Genomic DNA, 15465 nt, shown 5'->3' on the forward strand with positions numbered 1-15465 from the left:
AAGCTTATAATTAAGAGAGCCCTGATAGCTATGCTGTCAGGGCTTTTTTACGTCTATAAGAAGGGGGCTGAGAAAACGGCTCGGGGAAAGTGTCATTTTGAGCCAAGCCCTTAAAAAATAGGCTCGTATTGTGTTTTTATCGTAAAAAAGCCTTCTTTAGTTAGAGCTTTATTAAGGAAGTGCTTTCGCTTCTTCGCATAGCCATTTTTTCAAATATTGAATCCCTTCTTCATTTTTTCGACTTTCTTTGTAAGCTAGATAAAAATTATCACCCGTTTTAAATGCGCTGCACGGAAGTTTTAAGAGTGCTGCTTCATCGGTTATTTCATTCATCATATAGTCGTTTACAAGCGCGATACCAAGTGAATGTTTTGCGGCTTCATACGCAAGCATCAAGTGGCTAAATCGATGAAATTGTGTCGAGACAGGGAAAGGTTGTTTTAAATTTTTGAACCAGTGCTTCCAATCTTCTAAGTGACGATCATAGATGCTGTATGAGGTGATGAGGGAGAACTGAGCTAACGGGCTGGGTATTGTGTTTAGCTTATTGGCGAGCTCTTTATCCGTTGTCGCGTTTAACCTACTTTTAATGATCTCAAGATAGGTATGACTGCATACTGGAAATAGTTCTTCTTCGTAGAGAGATTCAAATAAAAACCCTCTTTTTTCTTTTTCTACCGTGATAAAAAAGTCTGCGGTTCGATCGGATAGATCTGGTGAGCCGTCACTCATTTCAATGCTGAGCTCTAAGTTAGGGTGTTGGCGCTTTAATTCAGGCAGTCTAGGGATTAGCCAGTAAACGGCAAACGAGCTGTAAACCGCTAACCTAATATGCGTTGTTTGCTCACCTTTAATTTTGTTGGTTGCTTGAGCTATTTGTAACAGTGAATGGCTGATCACATCTAAATAGTGACGGCCCTCCTTGGTTAGTTCTAAGTGTCGGCCTTGCCTATAAAATAGACTCTCTCCAAGGTGGTTTTCAAGAATTTTGATTTGGTGGGATATTGCGCTTTGGCTTACATTTAGTTCATTGGCGGCTAACGAAAAACTATTCAGTCTTGCGACCGTTTCAAACACAGGTAGTGATTTTAGTGGAGGGAGCATTGTTTTGTTATCCAAATAACTAATAATATATTTAAATATATCATTTTATCTAATGTTTTAGTCGGATTACACTTTACAAAAATTGAATGTTTGTAAAGGGAGGTGATATGTCTGGCCGTACAGTAAGTAGTGCTATTTTAATTTTGGTGCTAGGTAGTTTTTTTGCGACCTTATGCGATGTGTTCATCAAACTTGCTGGTGTTGAGGTACCTATTTTTCAATTTACTTTATTTCGTGCTGTGTTTATGTGCATGATATTGATACCTATTGTGGCTTTTAGGCATTTTCGTCGACCTAGCTCAGCTGTTTTTTTAGGTTTGAAACTTCACTTTATTCGCGGGAATATATGGGTTTTGGCGGCGATTTTACTTGTCCTTTCTTTATCTGAATTGTCGTTGGCGACGGCAAATTCTGTGTTTTATACCGCCCCTATTTTTATCATGTTGTTTGGTGCTTTTTTCTACAAAGAGCGCTTAACCGTCGATGTTGTTCTGGCAACTTTTTTTGGGTTTATTGGTATTTTGGTTATTTTAAGGCCGACGGAAATTACCTTTGGAATGGTGAGTGCTATTTTATTTGCCGTGGTATTGGCGGCAAATAGTCTGTTGATAAAGAAGCTACCCCAAGAGCAAGATATGCTTTATGGATTATTGATTACTCAGCTCTGTGCGTTGCCATTGGCGATGGGGTTGACGTTGTGGGAAGGGGAGGTGTTTCAAGTTGAAATACTCGTATATTCTGTATTCTCTTCCATGTGTTCTATTTTATACAGTGTGTCGTGTTTGATTGGTTATCGATATGTGGCATCAAGCAAAGTCACTAGTGCGGAATATTCTGGGCTGATCTTTGCTTTTTTGCTCGGATGGTGGGTGTTCGGAGAGACGCCAGATTTAGGTCTGTTTATTGGTTCTCTTTTTGTTATTACTCCTTTGCTCTATTTGAGTCATCGAGACATCAAAAGGCTTCGTAAGGAGCAGTTATTGTCGAGTACTCGTTCTAGCTTAGGGGCTGGCTAAATCATTCAGACAAAGGTTTTTGATCATTTGATCTGTCATTTCTGATTGATCTGTCTGATCTAGGTATATCCCATCAATCAGTAGTCTTGCTAGTCCATGCAGACTTGCCCATGTTGTTTGTCCTATACGAAGCGGTGTATTGCTATTTGGTAATACACCACCTTGTTGCAGTTGCTCTACCCAATTAACCCATGCTTTAAAGGTTTGTTTAGACGCTTCTTTTAATGAGTCTGTTGGCGTGCCTGCCTTCCAAATAGTACGGCCAAACATTAGATCGTATATTTCGCTGTGTGATCTTGCGTATTCTAAGTACATCAAAACATAACGTTCGAAACTTTCTCTTGATGCATTTTTTTGATGAGTTAGGCGTTTAAGATCTTTTTCTTGTTCTTTAAAACCTTGTTCTGCTAGAGAGCAAAGTAGGGTGTTTTTGTCTTTGAAGTGGTGATATGGCGCGGTTCGGGATACGCCAACGATATCTGCTAGTTTGCGCATACTTAGATTTTCTACGCCTTGCTCTTTGATGATTAAAGAGGCGGATTCAAGTAGAGATGTCGTGAGATCACCGTGGTGGTAGTGTTTTTTTAATGTTGTCATAGGGCAATTAGAGCCTTTCATCTTGACAATGTCAAAATGAAAAACTATCTTGACAGTGTCAAAATTGCACGCGGGCAGCGGTTGCATAAAAATAATAATCAAAGCGAGTCGTAATATGAGCCATACAACGTACCCAAATTTATTTGAACCCTTGGATCTGGGGTTTACTCAATTAAAAAATCGCGTGCTTATGGGATCTATGCATTTAGGTTTAGAGGAGATGAAAGGCGGAGTGGAGCGTATGGCCGCCTTTTACGCTGAACGAGCAAGAGGAGGCGTAGGGCTCATTGTTACTGGAGGTATTGCGCCAAATTCTGAAGGCGCTGTCTATGCTGGTGCCGCTATAATGGCGTCAGAGAAAGACGCGTTAACGCATCGAGCCATTACGGACGCGGTACACGATGCGGGCGGAAAAATTTGCATGCAAATATTGCATACAGGCCGTTACGCGTACAATCCAAAATTGGTCGCGCCTTCTGCAGTGAAGGCGCCTATTAACCCCTTTGAGCCAGAAGGACTTACGTCAGAAGGTATTGAGAAGCAAATTTTAGACTTTATAAATGCCGCCGTATTGGCAAAAAAAGCTGGGTACGATGGTGTTGAGGTGATGGGGTCTGAGGGCTATTTTCTGAATCAATTTATCGCGGCACGGACCAATCACCGTGACGATGATTGGGGCGGAAAGTACGAAAATCGAATCAAGTTTCCTACCGAGATTGTGAGACGAATACGGGCAGCAGTCGGTGGTGATTTTATTATTATCTATCGTCTTTCTATGTTGGATTTGGTTGAAGGTGGTAGTGATTTAGAAGAAGTAGTGACGCTTGGATTAGAGATAGAAAAAGCGGGTGCCACGATCATTAGTACTGGAATTGGCTGGCATGAAGCCAGAGTGCCGACCATCGCCACAAAGGTGCCTCGCGCGGCATTTACCTGGGTGACTGCAGCGTTACGTAAGCGATTAACCGTTCCCTTGGTGACGTCTAACCGGATTAATACGCCTGAAGTTGCGGAGCAAGTTCTGGCTCGTGGCGATGCGGATATTATCTCTATGGCGAGGCCTTTTCTAGCTGACCCTGAATTTGTCGTAAAAGCGGAGCAAAACCGTTCTGATGAGATAAACACCTGTATTGCTTGTAACCAAGCCTGTTTGGATCATGTTTTTGCCAATAAATTGACGTCTTGTCTTGTTAATCCTAGAGCCTGTCATGAAACGGAGCTGGTCATTTGTCCAACAGAAAAGCCTAAGCGTATTGCCGTTGTCGGTGCAGGTCCTGCCGGGTTGGCATTTTCGACTACGGCGGCAAAGCGTGGCCATAAAGTGACCCTGTACGATGCAGGGAGTGAAATTGGTGGTCAATTCAATATCGCTAAACGTATTCCTGGTAAAGGGGAGTTTTTCGAAACGTTACGTTACTTCAAGCGACAAATAGAGCTAACGGGTGTGGATCTTCATCTGAATACGCGGGTTGATGGCGAATTATTAAAAAATGGTGCGTTTGACGATGTCGTGTTAGCGACGGGGATTCTCCCTAGAACGCCAGGAATTGAAGGGGTTACACATAAGAAAGTATTGAGCTATTTGGATGTGATGAATGGTCATCCTGTTGGCCCGCGTGTTGCCGTTATAGGAGCTGGCGGAATTGGTTTTGATATTAGTGAATACTTAATAGACCCTGCTTCGCATAAGTCGCAAAAAATTGAAGAGTTTATGTCTCAGTGGGGCGTCGATATGACGTTAGCGGCTCGGGGTGGTGTAGAGGGAATGAAGTCGGCTTTTGTGAAAGCTGAACGAGAGGTTTTTCTACTGCAGCGCAAGAAAAGTAAAGTGGGCGCGGGCTTGGGTAAAACGACTGGGTGGATTCATCGTACTGAACTGCTCAAAAAAGGCGTTACATTTTTGTCTGGCTGCGACTATCAACGCATTGACGACGAAGGGCTGCATATTTCCGTTGATGGCGAATATCAGTGTTTAAACGTGGACACAATTGTGATTTGTGCAGGACAAGAACCAAATAGGCTGCTGGAAGAAGATTCCGGCAGCAGCGTACATTTGATTGGTGGTGCGGATGTCGCATCTGAGCTGGATGCGAAGCGAGCGATTAAGCAAGGAACGGTATTAGCTTCCACTATTTAGTTCTCAAATCAGGTTTCGAGTATTGAATCATAGCCCTGCAGTATTCACTGTGGGGCTTTTTCGTTTGGCTCGCCTGTTTTTAGTAACTTCAGTAAATCTTCTCTTTCTATACTGCCTTTTTGAGCGAGATCTAGTTGATATTGGTATTCGTTATTCCAATCCATGGTTCTAGGGACGATCAGAGATAGGTCATCTATGGCAGATTTCATTACTTTCAAATACGCCTGAATATTCTGTTCTTGGTTTATTAGTATATTTTTTAATGCGGTGGCGCTGCTGTGCTTGAGGTACAGTTTTAGTACATCGTTTTGATTTTCAATGGCTTGTATTTTTGTTTCTTGTTGTGAGAGTGATTGTTGTAAGTTGGCGATCAGGTCGTCTTGATCGTTGAGTTTTGACGTGGTTTCTGGGTCTGCCTTGCTAGATTGTATAAGGAAGTAAGCAATGCCTGATGAGGTCGTAATGCTAAGGATGAAGCATACTAGGCAGGCAACCAGCAATCCTTTGGCGCTTTTTTTTGGCGCTTCTTCGTTTGGCGCTTTTTCATCGATATCTTTTGGTGACATTGTATTCCCTCATATTTTTAACATGTCTCTCTTTATCAGTTTGCTGGTTTGTCGTGAAAGGACAAGTATTTTGACGGAATTTTACAAATATTCTGAATTTCCTAGCGATTGTCGCCATTATTCTATTTTTATTATGTATTTGAAATCGCATTCTGCGGTTTAGTTTTTCCTTTGGTGCACGTAAAATACGCCCTGATTATTTTGGTTAAGGTAATAACCTACTAAAATAGTCGGGTAAATACTTGATCAAAACAGTAGGTTTTGTGTACTATTTACCCTCACAGAATAATCTAAATTGGATAGCTTATGCGCCTGACAACAAAAGGTCGTTATGCGGTAACCGCCATGCTTGATTTGGCGTTGCATTCGGATCAAGGGCCAGTGTCTTTATCGGATATTTCGAATCGACAAGGAATCTCTCTGTCTTATCTTGAACAGTTGTTTTCTAAACTTCGGAAGAGGTTATTGGTAACCAGCGTAAGAGGCCCAGGTGGTGGTTATCGTCTGAGTCGTTCAAATGATGATATTTTTGTTGCACAAATAGTCGATGCCGTAAATGAATCCGTTGATGCTACAGGATGCAAAGGGCGCAGTGATTGCCAAAGTGGTAACACCTGCCTCACTCATCATTTGTGGTGTGATTTAAGTGATCAAATACACGATTTTCTGAGCCAGATTAGTTTGGAGCAACTTGTGCACCGAAATGATGTTCGACAAGTGGCTGAGCGACAAAATTTTGAAAGCCGACAAAGTTGCTTTGACAGTGACAAAATACGCGCGGCGATTGTTGATTAAGTAAAGAATAAATTAGTAGAACCTGATGCACTGATGTTCAGTGTGTTTGTTCCTATAATGAGTGAGTTTTTATATGACTGAGCAGATAGATAAGGCGCTGGCAAGGGAATACGAAGCCGGTTTTGTCTCTGATGTAGAATCAGAGACGTTTGAGCCTGGTTTGGATGAGAGTGTCATTCAACGTATTTCTGAAATGAAAGGTGAACCTGAATGGATGCTCGAGTGGCGCCTAAGTGCATTTCGTGAATGGCTTGAAATGGAAGAGCCAGATTGGGCATTGGTCGATTACCCGAAAATAGATTTTCAGGCGATTTCTTACTATTCAGCACCGAAAAGCATGAAGGACAAACCGAAGTCACTGGACGAAGTTGATCCTGAGTTATTGCGTACCTATGAAAAGCTTGGTATTCCCCTTATAGAGCAACAAATGCTAGCAGGCATTGCCGTTGATGCGGTCTTTGACTCTGTTTCTGTTGTAACGACTTTTCGCGATAAGCTAGAAGAGGCGGGCGTTATTTTTTGTCCGATTTCCGAAGCCATCAAAAAACACCCAGAGCTTGTGAAAAAGTATCTTGGAAGTGTTGTCGCTAAAAAAGACAACTACTACGCCGCTTTAAACTGCGCTGTATTTACCGATGGTTCTTTTGTCTATATTCCGAAAGGCACGCGTTGCCCAATGGAGTTGTCGACCTATTTCCGTATTAATGAGCAGAACACAGGCCAGTTTGAGCGTACGTTGATTATTGCTGATGAAGGCAGTCACGTAAGTTATTTGGAAGGCTGTACTGCGCCACAGCGTGATGAAAATCAGCTGCACGCAGCGGTTGTTGAATTGGTTGCGATGGACAATGCTGAAATTAAATACTCGACCGTACAGAACTGGTACCCAGGTGATGAGAACGGAAAAGGTGGTATTTATAACTTTGTGACGAAACGAGGCATTTGTCATACCAGCGCAAAAATTTCTTGGACTCAAGTTGAAACAGGGTCTGCTGTCACTTGGAAATACCCAAGTTGTATTTTGAAAGGTGATAATAGTGTTGGTGAGTTTTATTCTGTTGCACTTACTCGTGGGCGTCAACAGGCTGATACTGGCACTAAGATGATTCATATTGGTAAAAACACCAAGTCGACCATTATTGCTAAAGGTATTTCAGCGGGTAAAAGTAATGGCAGCTATCGTGGTCTTGTTCGTATGAACCCAGGTGCTGATGGCGCGCGTAATTTTACACAATGTGATTCGCTCTTAATCGGCGATCAATGTGGCGCACATACCTTCCCTTATGTTGAAAGCCGTAACCCGTCCGCGATTATTGAGCACGAAGCAACGACATCTAAAGTCAGTGACGAACAGATGTTCTTGTGTCGTCAGCGAGGGCTGGATCCTGAAAAAGCCGTGTCCATGATTGTGAATGGCTTCTGTAAGGAAGTATTTAAAGAATTGCCAATGGAATTTGCCGTTGAAGCGGGCAAGTTACTAGAAATAAGCCTTGAAGGCTCTGTAGGTTAAGGAATTATTGAACATGTCGAACACCAAAAGTTTGTTGACGATCAAAGATTTACACGCAAGCGTAGAAGAAAAACAGATCATTAAAGGTTTAGATTTAGACATCAAGCCTGGTGAAGTACATGCAATTATGGGCCCTAACGGTGCTGGTAAAAGTACTTTAGGCTATGTTTTGTCGGGTCGCGACGGATACAGCGTAGAAAGCGGTAGTGTGACACTTAACGGTGAAGATCTACTGGAAATGGAAACAGAAGATCGTGCGCGTGCAGGGCTATTTCTTGCGTTTCAGTATCCCGTTGAAATTCCAGGTGTCAGTAATTTAGAGTTTCTGAAAGCCTCTGTTGATGCGCAACGCGAAGCGCGTGGTGAAGATGCAATTAGCTCCGCTGATTTCTTGAAAGAAGCCAAAGCGGCTTGTAAACAAGTTAACTTGCCTGTGGCGTTTTTGAAGCGTGGCGTGAATGAAGGTTTTTCTGGCGGCGAGAAAAAACGCAACGAGTTAATGCAAATGCTGTTGCTTAAACCAAAGCTTTGCATACTTGATGAAACCGATTCGGGTCTGGATATTGATGCGTTGCAAGTGGTTGCCGAAGGCGTAAATAGTCAACGCTCTGCTGACCGTAGTTTTATTGTGGTGACGCATTATCAGCGCCTTTTAGATTACATTAAACCGGATTTTGTACATGTGTTATCTGACGGTAAAATCGTTAAAAGCGGTGATGCTTCCCTTGCGCTTGAGTTAGAAGCTCAAGGTTACGCTTGGTTGCAAAAAGAGCCAGCTGAAGACGAACTTGAGGGGTAATGCATGAGTGAATGGTTAGAAAGCGCCATTACTCGAGCGCGCGGTATTAATGATTGGCTTGCACCTAAACGTGCCCATGCTCTTGAGTTGTTATCAACAACCAAGTGGCCGACACGAAAAACAGAAGCATGGCGTTATACACCACTTCGTTCTGTTGAACGTTCGACGGCAAAAGTAATCAAGGATGTGGTGGCGTTATCTCCAGTGGATATTGCAGGTTTATCGGCCATCGAATTGGTTTTTGTGAACGGTAAATTTGATGCTTCGCAGCTGACGAAAATATTGCCTGAAGGCTTGTCTATTTCGCTTGGCCAAACCTTAGAAAATGCACAGCAAGCACAAGCATTGAACGCTTTTTCAACGATTAAACCTGAGCGTCATTTGTTTGGTTTGGTGAATGATGCACTGGCGCAAGATGTTGTCGTTGTTTCTGTTGCAGAGGGTGTTGAAATTGCTCAGCCAATTCGAATTAGCTCTCTATTGAGTCATGGCGCGGAATCTCATACTCGGGTGCAGGTGAGCTTAGCCGCAGGTTCTCGATTGGCGGTAATTGAAGATGTGCAAGCATCGGGCGACAGTTTGAATACTGCGTTTGTAGAATACGATGTGGCGAGTAATGCCTATTTAGAGCATTACCGTTTTGCGCTTCAAACCGGTACAAATGTCGCTATCGGTGGCAGTCATTTTAACTTGCATGACCATGCAAAAATGCACAGTACGATCGTGGGTTTTGGTAGTGACTTGTCTCGCTTGGATACAGATATTATACACGCGGGTCAATTTGCGGATGCTAAGTTAAACGCCATGTATTTGCTGGATGGGAAAGAATTGTTCGACCTTCATGCAACGGTTGAACATGCGATGCCAAATGGCACCACAGAAGAAAATGTTCGTTGCATCGTTGCGGACCGTGCGCGTGCTGTTTTCAATGGTCGTATTCATATTCATCGTGATGCTCAGAAAACGTTGGCGGAGCTAAACAACCGTAACCTGTTAATGTCAAACACAGCAGAAATTAATACCAAGCCTGAGCTAGAAATTTACGCAGATGATGTGAAATGTGCTCATGGTGCCACTGTTGCACAGATTGATAAGCAAGCATTGTACTATTTGCAGACGCGTGGTGTGAGTCGTTCAAAAGCGCAAGTTATGCTCAACTTTGGCTTTATTAACGAGTTGATTGATTTAATGCCAAATGCGGCGTTAGCGGAGTGGATTCGTCCTATTATTCGTGAACGCTTTTCGCAAATGGAAGTGAAGTAAGCGAGAATCGAATGAGTTTTGATGTAGCGGCTATCCGTGAGCAATTTCCGATTTTAAAACGTGAAATTGATGGCAATCCATTGATTTATCTAGACAATGCGGCGACGACTCAGAAACCACAGTGCGTTATTGATGCATTAGTTGACTACTATACGACGTGCAATTCCAATGTGCATCGTGGTGCTCATCGCCTTGCGGATGAAGCAACTCGCCGTTTTGAGGCAGCACGAGACATCGTTAAAGACTTTATTAATGCGCCAAAGCGTGAAGAAGTTATTTGGACAACAGGCACGACAGAAGGCATCAATATCATTGCAAATGGTTTGAGTTCTTTGTTGTCGCCAGGTGATGAAGTGATTGCCACAGAAATGGATCACCATGCGAACTTAGTCACTTGGCAGCAGGCGTGTAAGGCGTCTGGTGCAACACTAAGAACGATTCCTGTGACAGACGCTGGTGAGCTGGATCAAGACGCTTATGATGCCATGCTCAATAAAAACACCAAATTTGTCGCCTTTCCTCATGTGTCGAATGCGCTAGGTACCATTAATCCGGTGAAGGCAATGACGGCCAAAGCGAAACGGTTTGGTGCGTGGGTTTTAGTGGATGGTGCGCAGGGCGCTGCTCATGGTTGGGCAGATGTTCAAGATATCGGTTGTGATTTTTATGCTTTTTCTGGGCATAAAATTTATGGCCCGATGGGTATTGGTGCCCTTTGGGGCAAAGAGTCTGTGCTGGAAAATTGGCCAGTATGGCGTACCGGTGGCGAAATGATTTCCACGGTTACTCTTCAAGATGCCACTTGGAATGTGTTGCCGTATCGCTTTGAAGCAGGCACTCCGAATGTGGGTGATGCCATTGCGATGGGTGAAGCTATTCGCTGGTTTAGTGCGTTGGATCAAGTGGCGGTTGCTGCTCATGAAAAAGCCTTGTTGGATCATGCAACCAAATTGGCAGAAGCGTTTGAAGGTTTGACTATCATAGGAAATGCCAAAGAAAAAATTGGTGTTCTGAGCTTTGTGATGGATCATGGCCACCCTGCTGATATTGGTTTCTTGTTGGATCGACAGGGGATAGCTGTTCGTACGGGTGATCATTGTGCACAACCCTTAATGGCGCGATTTAATGTACCCGGTACGGCGCGTGCTTCTTTCTCTATTTATAATACATTGGATGAGGTTGATGCCTTATTTGTCGCGCTGAAAAAAGTGCGAACCATGTTGGCTTAGGAGGTTTCAATGACAGCAACAACATTTGATCCTGTCTCTAGCGTGTCGTTAACCGCTTCCGCGCAGAAATACTTTACATCCAAGTTGGTTAAACAGCCTGGTAAGTTGATTCGATTGAGTACAAAAGAAAGTGGCTGTACGGGCTTTTCTTATGTGCTTGATATTGTTGACGCGGCACAGGCAGAAGATACCGTTTTGTCTTTTGGTGATGTAACTTTCGCCGTCGATTCGCAGTCGACAGCTATGCTAAACGGCACTGAGATTGACTTGGTACGCGAAGGCGTCAATGAAGTGGTGAAGTTTCATAACCCAAACGTCGTGGCTGAATGTGGCTGTGGCGAAAGCTTTAGTGTGAGTTAACTTCATGCAAAAAATGGTAGTGACAAATCGTGCTTGTCCAGCACGACGAGTGCCGAGCGGTGAGCCGGTTAGCATTCCTGAAGGACAGTTTATTACCATTAACCAAAGTCTCGGTGGTAATTACACGGTGACGTGGCAAGGTAATATGTTGCGAATTGATGGAACTGATGCCGAGGCAATTGGCCAACAGCCTGAGATTCTTGAATTTGAAAATCTTGGTACAGGTCAAATTAGCGAAGATCAGGTCTGGAAGGCGATAGATACAGTTTTCGATCCTGAAATTCCGATCAGTTTGGTTTCTCTTGGTTTGGTGTATAAAGTGGTATTAGATCAAGAAACCAAAACAGTACAGATTGATATGACACTGACTGCGCCAGGTTGTGGAATGGGGCCTGTGTTGGTTGGTGATGTGAAATATCGTGTTGCAAAGGTTCCGAATGTTGAACAGGTGAATGTTGAGTTGGTGTTTGATCCGCCTTGGTCACGGGAAATGATGAGTGAAGAGGCGCAATTAGAAGCGGGTTTGTTCTTCTAAGTTCTTCGTTGCTTTCGTTATATCGAATACACTATGAAACGGCCTTGGTTTTGCTAAGCGCCGTTTTTGTTTTACTGACGTTTTATATTTAAGAGGGGAGTCATGTCCTTACCTAGTACGGAAGACATTGTTGACGACCTGTCGTTTTTTGACGATTGGGAAGATAAGTACAAATACATCATTGATCTTGGTAAGTCTTTGCCGGCCTTTGATGATGTGTGGCGCACGCCGGAGCGTTTGGTTAAGGGTTGTCAGAGTAGCGTTTGGATTCAACCTGGTAGTGAGCAAGATGAAAAAAAAGGTGAAGTGCTTACCTTTTCGGTAGACAGCGACGCTATTATTGTTCGTGGTTTACTGGGGTTGGTATTGGCGGCTTTAAATTATAAAACACCACAAGAAATAGTAGCGTTTGATATCACGGCGTATTTCGAAGAGTTGGATCTTGAGAGGCATCTTAGTCCGACGCGTGGTAATGGCTTGCGCTCTATTGTGAACCGTATCAAAGGTATCGCACAGGCTGCAGTTTAGTTTTAGAGTATTTTGTAGAGACTGTTTTTGTTGGAGAGTTTTAAATGAACACCCCGGTTTACCTAGATAATTCTGCTACCACGCCAGTCGACCCAAGAGTGGCTGAAAAAATGATGGCGTGTTTGACTCAGGATGGTAATTTTGGCAATCCAGCCTCTCGTTCACACCTTTTTGGTTGGCGAGCAGAGGAGGCGGTAGAAGAAGCTAGGTTACAAGTGGCCACGCTAATCAACGCAGATTCTCGTGAAATTGTTTGGACCTCGGGGGCAACGGAAGCAAATAATTTAGCATTGAAAGGTATTGCGCATGCCTACCGCCAAAAAGGTCGTCATATTATTACGTCAATGATTGAACACAAAGCGGTGCTCGATCCATGTAAACAACTTGAAAAAGAAGGCTTTGAAGTGACTTACCTTCAGCCTGATTCTCATGGCGTGATTTCACCGAGTCAAGTTGAAGACGCGCTTCGTGAAGACACTATTTTGGTTTCCTTGATGCATGGTAATAATGAGCTAGGTGTGTTGACCGATATTGCGGCGATAGGCGAGTTAACACGTTCTCATGGTGTTTTTTTTCATGTTGATGCTGCCCAAACCACGGGTAAGGTGGCTATCGATGTTAATGCGATGAAGGTAGATTTAATGTCGCTTACAGCACACAAAACCTATGGGCCGAAGGGAATTGGCGCTTTGTTTGTTCGTCGCTCTCCGAAAATTAAGTTGGAAGCTCAGATTCACGGCGGTGGCCATGAGCGAGGTATGCGCTCTGGTACATTGGCGACGCATCAAATTGTCGGCATGGGGGAAGCGTTCCATCTAGCGGGCGCTGAGATGGCGGTGGATTGTGAGCGCATAAAAGTGTTACGAGAACGATTGTGGTCTTCGTTGAATGAGTTATCAGGTGTTCACCTAAATGGTGATTCTGATCAGCGTGTTGCGGGTGTGATTAATATTGGTTTTGACGATGTTGATGGCGAAGTACTGCTTATGTCTTTGAGCGATATTGCGGTTTCTTCTGGCTCCGCATGCACTTCTGCAAGTCTAGAACCTTCTTATGTATTGCGAGCAATTGGATTGGCTGAGTCATTGGCGCACAGTTCATTGCGTCTTTCTATTGGTCGCTTCACCTCTCAGGAGGAAGTGGATTTTGTTGCTGAAACCATTAAAAATGCAGTGATCCGTCTTAGATCTGTGGCTTAAGTGTGATAATTAGAGCTTTTCTTTCTATTTGAATAAATAATGTTTGTTTTATCGTACAATTTTAATGAGTTGATGCGTATAATACGCGCGCTGAACTTTTATGTCCTGGGTCATGCAAAGGCATCACCCTTAAAATTTAATTTGGAGTTATACCATGGCGTTAGAACGCACTCTATCTATCATCAAGCCTGATGCTGTTGCGAAAAACGTAATCGGCGAAATTTACACTCGTTTTGAGCGTGCTGGTTTCAAAATCGTTGAAGCTAAAATGATTCAACTAGACGACGAATTGGCTGGTGGTTTCTACGCTGAACACAAAGAGCGTCCTTTCTACAAAGATTTGGTTGCTTTCATGACGTCAGGTCCTGTTGTTGTTTCTGTTCTTGAAGGTGAAGGCGCAGTTCTTCGTCACCGTGAACTAATGGGTGCGACTAACCCTAAAGAAGCGACTGCTGGTACTTTACGCGCAGATTACGCAACATCTATCGATGCGAATGCAGTTCACGGTTCTGATTCTGTTGAATCTGCTACACGTGAAATTGCTTACTTCTTCGGTAAGTAATTGACAGCGAGGACTTTTTTTGTCCGAACTGATTTGTAAAAGCGGGCGTTAGCCCGCTTTTTTACAGAGGCTTCTGAAAAGACCTTTCTTTTCAGAGGCTTTTTTCGTTTACACTTAATGCTATACACAGCAAGCGATCTTGAATTATGACTGACATCAAAAAAGTAAACCTATTAGGGCTATCACCTGAAAAACTGATCGAATTTTTCGAATCAATCGACGAGAAAAAATTTCGTGCGACTCAAGTGCTGAAATGGATTCATCAAAAAGGCGCGGAAAGCTTTGATGAAATGACCGATGTCAGTAAGTCTCTGCGTGCAAAGTTGGAAAAAATTTGTGAAATTCGTGCGCCAGAAGTTGTTTCTCAGAATATATCCAAAGATGGCACTCGGAAATGGATTATTCGTACGGATGGCGGAAAGAATGATTGTGTAGAGACGGTCTTAATTCCGGATGGTGACCGTGCAACTCTTTGTGTTTCTTCACAAGTGGGTTGCTCTTTGGATTGCAGTTTTTGTTCAACTGGCAAGCAGGGCTTCAACCGTAACCTAACGCCGGCAGAGATTATTGGTCAAGTATGGATTGCTATTAAATCCTTTGGCCCGATGGATCCAAATGGCCCTCGTCGCGTGACAAATGTCGTTATGATGGGCATGGGTGAACCTCTGATGAATTTTGAGCCGGTTGTTGATTCAATGATTCTGATGATGCATGACCATGCGTATGGTTTATCTAAGCGTCGTGTGACATTGAGTACGTCCGGTGTTGTGCCTAAAATATACGAATTAGTAAAACGCACTGATGTGTCTTTAGCAATTTCGCTGCATGCACCGGATGATGCATTACGTAACGTATTGGTGCCGATCAACAAGAAATACCCAATTGCTGAGTTGCTTGAGTCTTGTCAGCACTATTTAGCTAACTTGCCAGATAAACGACACATTACTATCGAATACACGATGATGTCTGGTGTGAATGATAACGAAGAACAGGCACATCAGCTGGCAGAGCTGCTTAAAGATTTGGAATGTAAGATTAATCTAATTCCGTTTAACCCGTTCCCTCATTCGGGTTATGAAAAACCGTCAAACAATCGCGTTCGTCGTTTTCAGAAAATCTTGGCAGACGCTCGTTATACCGTGACCGTTCGAACGACTCGCGGTGATGACATTGATGCGGCTTGTGGTCAGCTGGTTGGTGACTTCCATGATAAGACTCGCCGTAGCCAGAAATACATTGAATTGCGAGAAGTGAATAGCTAGGCT

Annotated in this window: 16 protein-coding genes; 13 read left to right on the forward strand and 3 right to left on the reverse strand. The window is 43.4% G+C overall.

Features of this window, described 5'->3' with window-relative positions:
- Positions 1–171: 171 nt before the first annotated feature.
- Positions 172–1104 (reverse strand): LysR substrate-binding domain-containing protein, encoded by a 933-nt coding sequence (locus D104_RS19180; RefSeq protein ID WP_024022225.1) that lies wholly within the window; start codon positions 1102–1104, stop codon positions 172–174.
- Positions 1105–1211: 107 nt separating this feature from the next.
- Between D104_RS19180 and D104_RS19185 the strand changes: the two genes are divergently transcribed.
- Complete coding sequence (locus D104_RS19185) at positions 1212–2120, forward strand: DMT family transporter (RefSeq protein ID WP_024022226.1); 909 nt, start codon at positions 1212–1214, stop codon at positions 2118–2120.
- Here the strand turns inward: D104_RS19185 and D104_RS19190 are convergent.
- Positions 2106–2717 carry a TetR/AcrR family transcriptional regulator gene (locus tag D104_RS19190; protein ID WP_031214355.1) on the reverse strand — a complete coding sequence of 204 codons (612 nt, stop codon included), beginning with the start codon at positions 2715–2717 and terminating at the stop codon, positions 2106–2108. The genes D104_RS19185 and D104_RS19190 overlap by 15 nt on opposite strands.
- Positions 2718–2832: 115 nt before the next feature.
- Here D104_RS19190 and D104_RS19195 point away from each other — a divergent pair, with 115 nt between their 5' ends.
- A complete protein-coding gene (locus tag D104_RS19195; RefSeq protein ID WP_024022228.1) occupies positions 2833–4854 on the forward strand; it encodes an oxidoreductase in 2022 nt (673 codons plus the stop codon).
- Between the two features lie 44 nt (positions 4855–4898).
- Here the strand turns inward: D104_RS19195 and D104_RS19200 are convergent, their stop codons facing one another.
- The gene (locus D104_RS19200) at positions 4899–5420 is read right to left on the reverse strand and encodes a hypothetical protein (protein WP_024022229.1); all 522 of its coding nucleotides are present in this window, start codon (positions 5418–5420) and stop codon (positions 4899–4901) included.
- A gap of 306 nt (positions 5421–5726) precedes the next feature.
- Between D104_RS19200 and iscR the strand changes: the two genes are divergently transcribed.
- The 11 genes from iscR to rlmN all read left to right on the forward strand — a co-directional run bounded on the left by iscR (position 5727) and on the right by rlmN (position 15462).
- Positions 5727–6215: a Fe-S cluster assembly transcriptional regulator IscR gene (gene iscR / locus D104_RS19205; protein WP_024022230.1), complete on the forward strand. Its 489-nt coding sequence runs from the start codon at positions 5727–5729 to the stop codon at positions 6213–6215.
- 73 nt (positions 6216–6288) lie between these two features.
- On the forward strand, positions 6289–7725 hold the full coding sequence (gene sufB, locus D104_RS19210) for a Fe-S cluster assembly protein SufB (protein WP_024022231.1): 1437 nt from the start codon (positions 6289–6291) through the stop codon (positions 7723–7725).
- Between the two features lie 13 nt (positions 7726–7738).
- Positions 7739–8524 carry a Fe-S cluster assembly ATPase SufC gene (sufC, locus tag D104_RS19215; protein WP_024022232.1) on the forward strand — a complete coding sequence of 262 codons (786 nt, stop codon included), beginning with the start codon at positions 7739–7741 and terminating at the stop codon, positions 8522–8524.
- A 3-nt stretch (positions 8525–8527) separates the two neighbouring features.
- Positions 8528–9787, forward strand: a complete 1260-nt coding sequence (gene sufD / locus D104_RS19220) for a Fe-S cluster assembly protein SufD (protein WP_024022233.1) — start codon at positions 8528–8530, stop codon at positions 9785–9787.
- Between the two features lie 11 nt (positions 9788–9798).
- Positions 9799–11016 (forward strand): aminotransferase class V-fold PLP-dependent enzyme, encoded by a 1218-nt coding sequence (locus tag D104_RS19225; protein WP_024022234.1) that lies wholly within the window; start codon positions 9799–9801, stop codon positions 11014–11016.
- Positions 11017–11025: 9 nt separating this feature from the next.
- On the forward strand, positions 11026–11376 hold the full coding sequence (locus D104_RS19230) for a HesB/IscA family protein (RefSeq protein ID WP_024022235.1): 351 nt from the start codon (positions 11026–11028) through the stop codon (positions 11374–11376).
- 4 nt (positions 11377–11380) lie between these two features.
- Positions 11381–11911 (forward strand): putative Fe-S cluster assembly protein SufT, encoded by a 531-nt coding sequence (gene sufT, locus D104_RS19235; protein WP_024022236.1) that lies wholly within the window; start codon positions 11381–11383, stop codon positions 11909–11911.
- Between the two features lie 102 nt (positions 11912–12013).
- Positions 12014–12439: a SufE family protein gene (locus D104_RS19240; protein ID WP_024022237.1), complete on the forward strand. Its 426-nt coding sequence runs from the start codon at positions 12014–12016 to the stop codon at positions 12437–12439.
- Between the two features lie 44 nt (positions 12440–12483).
- A complete protein-coding gene (locus D104_RS19245) occupies positions 12484–13638 on the forward strand; it encodes an IscS subfamily cysteine desulfurase (protein WP_024022238.1) in 1155 nt (384 codons plus the stop codon).
- A 154-nt stretch (positions 13639–13792) separates the two neighbouring features.
- On the forward strand, positions 13793–14200 hold the full coding sequence (gene ndk / locus D104_RS19250; protein WP_024022239.1) for a nucleoside-diphosphate kinase: 408 nt from the start codon (positions 13793–13795) through the stop codon (positions 14198–14200).
- Between the two features lie 146 nt (positions 14201–14346).
- Entirely contained in the window at positions 14347–15462 is a 1116-nt protein-coding gene (gene rlmN, locus D104_RS19255) for a 23S rRNA (adenine(2503)-C(2))-methyltransferase RlmN (protein WP_024022240.1), read from the forward strand.
- Positions 15463–15465: the final 3 nt, after the last annotated feature.

This window comes from Marinomonas profundimaris (assembly GCF_000508165.1).
Lineage (GTDB): Bacteria > Pseudomonadota > Gammaproteobacteria > Pseudomonadales > Marinomonadaceae > Marinomonas > Marinomonas profundimaris.

What these genes read in the sequence shown, in the direction of transcription:
- rlmN (WP_024022240.1), top strand. Translation starts at nt 14,347, where the DNA reads ATGACTGACATCAAAAAAGTAAACCTATTAGGGCTATCACCTGAAAAA.
- iscR (WP_024022230.1), top strand. Translation starts at nt 5,727, where the DNA reads ATGCGCCTGACAACAAAAGGTCGTTATGCGGTAACCGCCATGCTTGAT.
- ndk (WP_024022239.1), top strand. Translation starts at nt 13,793, where the DNA reads ATGGCGTTAGAACGCACTCTATCTATCATCAAGCCTGATGCTGTTGCG.
- sufB (WP_024022231.1), top strand. Translation starts at nt 6,289, where the DNA reads ATGACTGAGCAGATAGATAAGGCGCTGGCAAGGGAATACGAAGCCGGT.
- D104_RS19195 (WP_024022228.1), top strand. Translation starts at nt 2,833, where the DNA reads ATGAGCCATACAACGTACCCAAATTTATTTGAACCCTTGGATCTGGGG.
- D104_RS19200 (WP_024022229.1), bottom strand. Translation starts at nt 5,420, where the DNA reads ATGTCACCAAAAGATATCGATGAAAAAGCGCCAAACGAAGAAGCGCCA.
- D104_RS19185 (WP_024022226.1), top strand. Translation starts at nt 1,212, where the DNA reads ATGTCTGGCCGTACAGTAAGTAGTGCTATTTTAATTTTGGTGCTAGGT.
- D104_RS19245 (WP_024022238.1), top strand. Translation starts at nt 12,484, where the DNA reads ATGAACACCCCGGTTTACCTAGATAATTCTGCTACCACGCCAGTCGAC.
- sufD (WP_024022233.1), top strand. Translation starts at nt 8,528, where the DNA reads ATGAGTGAATGGTTAGAAAGCGCCATTACTCGAGCGCGCGGTATTAAT.
- D104_RS19230 (WP_024022235.1), top strand. Translation starts at nt 11,026, where the DNA reads ATGACAGCAACAACATTTGATCCTGTCTCTAGCGTGTCGTTAACCGCT.
- sufC (WP_024022232.1), top strand. Translation starts at nt 7,739, where the DNA reads ATGTCGAACACCAAAAGTTTGTTGACGATCAAAGATTTACACGCAAGC.
- sufT (WP_024022236.1), top strand. Translation starts at nt 11,381, where the DNA reads ATGCAAAAAATGGTAGTGACAAATCGTGCTTGTCCAGCACGACGAGTG.
- D104_RS19240 (WP_024022237.1), top strand. Translation starts at nt 12,014, where the DNA reads ATGTCCTTACCTAGTACGGAAGACATTGTTGACGACCTGTCGTTTTTT.
- D104_RS19190 (WP_031214355.1), bottom strand. Translation starts at nt 2,717, where the DNA reads ATGACAACATTAAAAAAACACTACCACCACGGTGATCTCACGACATCT.
- D104_RS19180 (WP_024022225.1), bottom strand. Translation starts at nt 1,104, where the DNA reads ATGCTCCCTCCACTAAAATCACTACCTGTGTTTGAAACGGTCGCAAGA.
- D104_RS19225 (WP_024022234.1), top strand. Translation starts at nt 9,799, where the DNA reads ATGAGTTTTGATGTAGCGGCTATCCGTGAGCAATTTCCGATTTTAAAA.